The sequence below is a fragment of the Nonomuraea sp. NPDC049695 genome, from assembly GCF_040674955.1.
GTDB classification, from domain to species: Bacteria; Actinomycetota; Actinomycetes; order Streptosporangiales; family Streptosporangiaceae; genus Nonomuraea; species Nonomuraea helvata.
Genome location: NZ_JBFANV010000190.1, coordinates 1 through 5168, shown reverse-complemented (window position 1 = coordinate 5168; position 5168 = coordinate 1). Strand labels below are relative to the sequence as shown.

Here is a 5168-nt window from a genome sequence, read left to right as displayed (position 1 = left end):
GGTGGACACCCACGGCAACGCCACCACGTACTGGTACGAGCGCGAGACCAACTACTACGGCCGCAACATGAAGCCGGAGCTGGGCACCCAGTACGTGCGCGGCGCGTACCTCACCCGGATCGACTACGGCTACCTGAAGAACGAACTGTTCACCAAGCCGCCGGCCGCTCGCGTGGTGTTCGACGTCGCCGAGCGCTGCCTGCCCAGCGGCACGGTGACCTGCGCCGCCGACCAGCTCAAGAAGGAGACCGCGAGCTCCTGGCCGGATGTGCCGTTCGACCAGATCTGCGACGCGGGGGTGAAGTGCACCGACCGTCTGGCTCCGACGTTCTTCACCCGCAAGCGCCTGGCCAAGGTCACCACGCAGATCCTCAACACCAACACCGCCAAATGCTCGGGCGCGCAGTACTGCGCGGTGGACTCGTGGACGCTGGCGCACCAGTTCCCCGCCTCGGGTGACGGCATGAGTCCGGCGCTGTGGCTGGCCTCGATTCAGCAGACCGGTCACGTGGGCGGCACGATAACGCTTCCCCCGGTCAAGTTCACGGGCGTGCAACTCCCCAACCGGGTGGACGCCCTTGAGGGCCGCGCCCCTCTGGTCAAGTGGCGGGTGCAGGCGATCAACAACGAGTCCGGCGGTGAGCTGCGGATCAACTACTCGCCGGCCGACTGCAAGCCGGGCGACGTCCCCACGGCCGACAAGAACACCAGGCGCTGCTTCCCGCAGCGCTGGGCGCCACCGGGCGAGGCCGAGGTCACCGACTGGTTCCACAAGTACCTGGTCACGCAGACGATCGAGGTCGACCGCGTCGCGGGCTCGCCGAACGTGGTCACCGACTACGAGTACCTGGACGGCGCCGGCTGGCACTACGCCGACAACATCCTCGTCAAGCCCGAGCACCGCACCTGGGCCGACTACCGCGGCTACGGCCGGGTTCGCGTCCGCGAGGGCGACGGGCAGGACGGCAAGCGCACGCTGACGGAGTTCCGGTTCTTCCGCGGTATGCACGGCGACAAGTTGGCGGACGGCTCCAAGCGCAGCGCACAGGTGGAGGACTCCGAGGGCGTCAAGCTGGACGACCTCGACCAACTGGCCGGGTTCGAGCGGGAGGAGATCCTCTTCGACGGTGACGGCGGGGCGGTCCTGACCGCGACCGCGCAGGAGCCGTGGTCGGTCAAGACGGCCGAGTCCACGCAGGGCGGCGTCACCAAGGCCGCGCACGTGGTCCAGCCCAAGTCCATGGTCACCCGCACCGCGCTGGCCGGAGACAAGTGGCGGCGTACCGGTGAGGAGCGCTCGTACGACGCCAAGGGCCTGCTCCTCCAGGTGGACGAAAAGGGCGACCTGGCCAGCGCGGATGACGACGAGTGCACCCGCTACAGCTACGCCCGTAATGACACGTCCTGGATGCTCGACTACCCCAGCAGGGTCCAGAAGGTCGCCGCCGGTTGCGGCACCGCGGTCTCCACGCTGGCCGCCGGTGAGGTGCTCTCCGACGAGAAGATCCAGTACGACGGCCAGGCGAACGGCCAGCCGCCCACCAAGGGCGACGTGACCACGGTCCAGGAGCTCGTCTCGGCGGACGGCCAGACGATCACCGGCATTACCCACACCTACGACGTCTACGGCCGCGAGACCAGTGAGACCGACCCGGTCGGCACCAAGTCCGTCACCACCTACAGCCCGGCCACGGGCGCTCCGGCGACGGAGACCACGGAGACGAACCAGCTCGGTCACGTCGAGCGCACCCAGCTCGAACCGGCCTGGGGGGAGCCCATCGCCGAGATCGACGCCAACAACCGCCGCGTCGACATGGAGTACGACGCGCTCGGCCGCCTGATCAAGGTCTGGCAGGCCGACCGCAGCAAGGCGGCCGGGCAGTCGCCCAGCACCGAGTATTCCTACACGGTGCGTACTGACGGCCCCAGCGTCGTCACCACCAAGACGCTGGGCGCGGACGGCGGCTACACCACCAGCCACGAGCTGTACGACGGCCTGATGCGTGAGCGCCAGACCCAGGAACCCGCGCCCACGGACGATCAGACGACGGACCCCGCGCTACGTGACGGGCGCACGATCACCGACACCTTTCACAACTCCCAGGGCGAGGAGTACAAGGCCAACACCGGCTACTTCGCCACGGGCACGCCGTCCACCGACCTGCTGGCGGTGGCCGACTCCGCCGTCCCCAGCCAGGTCGTGTCGTTGTTCGACGGCGCGGGTGAGGTCAACGCCCAGGTCTTCAAGGTGAAGGGCGTGGAGAAGTACCGGGTGACGACCAAGGAGGAGGGCGACAGGATCCACGTCACACCGCCGCCGGGCGGTACGGCGACGACCCGGATCGGTGACGCGCAGGACCGGCTGATCGAGCTGCGCCAGTACAAGGGCGCGACCCCGACCGGCGAGTACGACTCCACCAAGTACACCTACGACCACGCCGGCCGCCTGTCCACGGTGACCGACCCGGCGGGCAACGTCTGGCGCCACCACTACGACCTGCGCGGCCGGGAGATCAAGACCGAGGACCCGGACAAGGGCGTCACGACCACCACGTACAACGACGCCGACGAGATCGTCACCACCACCGACTCGCGCGGCAAGACCCTGTGGTATGGCTACGACGCCCTGGGTCGCAAGACGCAGATGCGCGAAGGCTCCGCGAGCGGCCCGCTGCTGGCCGAGTGGAAGTACGATGCGCTGGCCAAGGGAGAGCTCAACGCCAGCATCCGGTACGTCGGGGGGCAGGCGTACACGGCCGAGATCAACGCGATCGACGCCGACTACCGCGCCCTGCGCCAGACCATCATCATCCCCGAGCGGGAGGGCAAGCTCGCCGGCTCCTACCAGCTCAACACCCGCTACACCCTCGACGACCAGGTCCAGTCGGTCAGCTTCCCGGCGGGCGGCGGGCTGGCGGAGGAGTCGGTCGTCTACAGCTACGACGGGCTCAGCCAGCCGACCAAGGTCACCGGGCTGTCGGCATACGTCAGCGCGGTCCGCTACTCCAAGATGGGCGAGACCCTCCAGTACGAACTGGGCGAGGGCACCAAGAAGACCTGGCTCACCTACACCCACGACGAGGGCACCCGCAGGCTGACCGGCATGCGGCTGGACCGGGCAGGTGCCGCCGCCAGCGATCTGGACCTCAACTACACCTACGACGGGGCCGGCAACATCACCAAGATCGCCGACAAGGGTGCGGCCGGCCAGGACACGCAGTGCTTCAAATATGACCATCTGCGCCGCATGACCTCGGCGTGGACGGCCACCGACGACTGTGCCGGCGGCACCCCGCAGTCCGACAAGATCGGCGGTGTGGCCCCGTACGCGGTCAGCTATGCGTATGACGTCACCGGCAACCGTACGCAGGAGACCAAGCACGCCTGGGGCGGCGCGGCCGAGACCGTACGCACCTTCACCTATCCCGCGGCGGGCGGCAAGCAGCCGCACGCACTGCAGACCGTCGGAGCCGACCTGTTCGCCTACGACGCGGCAGGCAACACCACCCGGCGCAAGGTCGGCACCGCCGACCAGAGCCTGGTCTGGGACGCCGAAGGGAACCTGGAGTCGGTGACCGAGGCCGGCAAGACGACCTCGTTCATCTACGACGCGGACGGCGACCGCCTGCTCCGCAAGACGCCGACCGACGCCACCCTCTACATCGACGACATGGAACTGCGCCTCGACTACGCCAAGGACGTCGTCGAGCAGACCCGCTACTACACCATCGGTGGCGAGGCCATCGCGGTGCGCATGCCGGACAACCAGGTCTACTTCATGGCCAACGACCACCAGGGCACCGCGCAGGCCATGGTGAACGCCGGCACCGGAGACGCGGCCATCCGCAGGCAGACCCCGTTCGGCGAGGATCGCGGGACACCACCACCCTGGTGGCCGGGACAACGCGGATTCGTCGGCGGTACCAAGGACGCGACCACCGGGCTCGTCCACCTCGGCGCCCGCGAGTACGACCCCAAGAACGGCCGCTTCCTCTCGGTCGACCCCATCATTGACGAAGGCGATCCGCAGCAGCTCAACGCCTACGCCTACGCCAACAACAGCCCCGTCACCATGAGCGACCCCGACGGGCAGCTGTTCTGGATCGCGGTCGGCATCGCGGCCAGGATCGCGGCCCGCATCATCGCCAGGAAGCTCGCCCAGGCCGCCGCGAGACGGGCGGCGGCGGCCGCTGCCAGGCGGGCGGCGCTCGCCGCTGCCAGGCGCAGGGCCGCCGAAGCGGCCAGAAGGCGAGCCCTGGAGGCGGCCAGGCGCAGGGCCGCCGAAGCGGCCAGGAAGAAGGCGGCTGAAGCAGCGAGGAAGAGAGCCGCGGAAGCGGCCAAGAAGAGGGCGGCGCAAGCGGCCAGGAAGAAGGCCGCGCTGGCCAGGCAGCGGGCGGCCGCCGCGGCGGCCAGGCGAAGAGCGGCAGCGGCAGCGCGCCGGGCCGCGGCGGCCAGGCGCCGAGCCGAAGCTGCGCGCAGGGCGGTGACCAGGCGCGCGAGCAGGCCCCGGTCCACGGTCAGGCACCGGCCTGCCGTCCGTCCGACCAGCCGCAGGGCGGTCCAACGGCAGTCGCCGCCCAAGGCACAGCGAAATCCGCCGAACACCGGCCAGACTCAGTCGCGCGGGCTGACCGACGCGCAGAGACGCTCGATCGACGAGCAGTTGGGGAGGACCCAGCCCACCGGGGCGTACACGAGGAGCGCCCGGACAGAGACGGAAGGCATCGCGTGGCAGGGCACCGCGCACGGCCCGGCCTCCAAGCCGTACGTGTCGGAGGCTCCGCGCTCGAAAGGGTGGGCGCGTGTCTATCGCATCTGGGAGATCATCAGGCCGCCGGCGGTCCCGCCCAACTGATACCCATGCCGTGTGATCTAGCGTGATGCGGTGTAGGCGAGGCTAGTCGAAAGAGGAACGGAGCTCCTGCCCGAACGGTATGCCACTGTGCGGGCAGGAGCTCCGTCGAGTCGTGCTGTCTGTCAGGATGCGCCGCTATCGTGCAGCCGTGACCGGTCCCACTCAGGGCCCCTGCTCTTCCTCGATGTCGACGGACCGCTCATTCCCTTCGGCGCGGCCCCGGTGCAACGGCCGACCGATTTCGCGGTACGGCTCCGCCAGGACCTCACCCTGGCTGTATGGAGGGAGGCGAAAGAGAGCGCCGCTGACGGAG

General features: G+C 69.3%; 1 protein-coding gene. It reads left to right on the top strand.

Annotated elements, in window-relative coordinates; all coding sequences use genetic code 11:
- On the top strand, positions 1-4855 hold a 4855-nt coding region (locus AB0J64_RS56640), incomplete at its 5' end, for an RHS repeat-associated core domain-containing protein (RefSeq protein WP_364046921.1).
- Between the last annotated feature and the right edge of the window lie 313 nt (positions 4856-5168).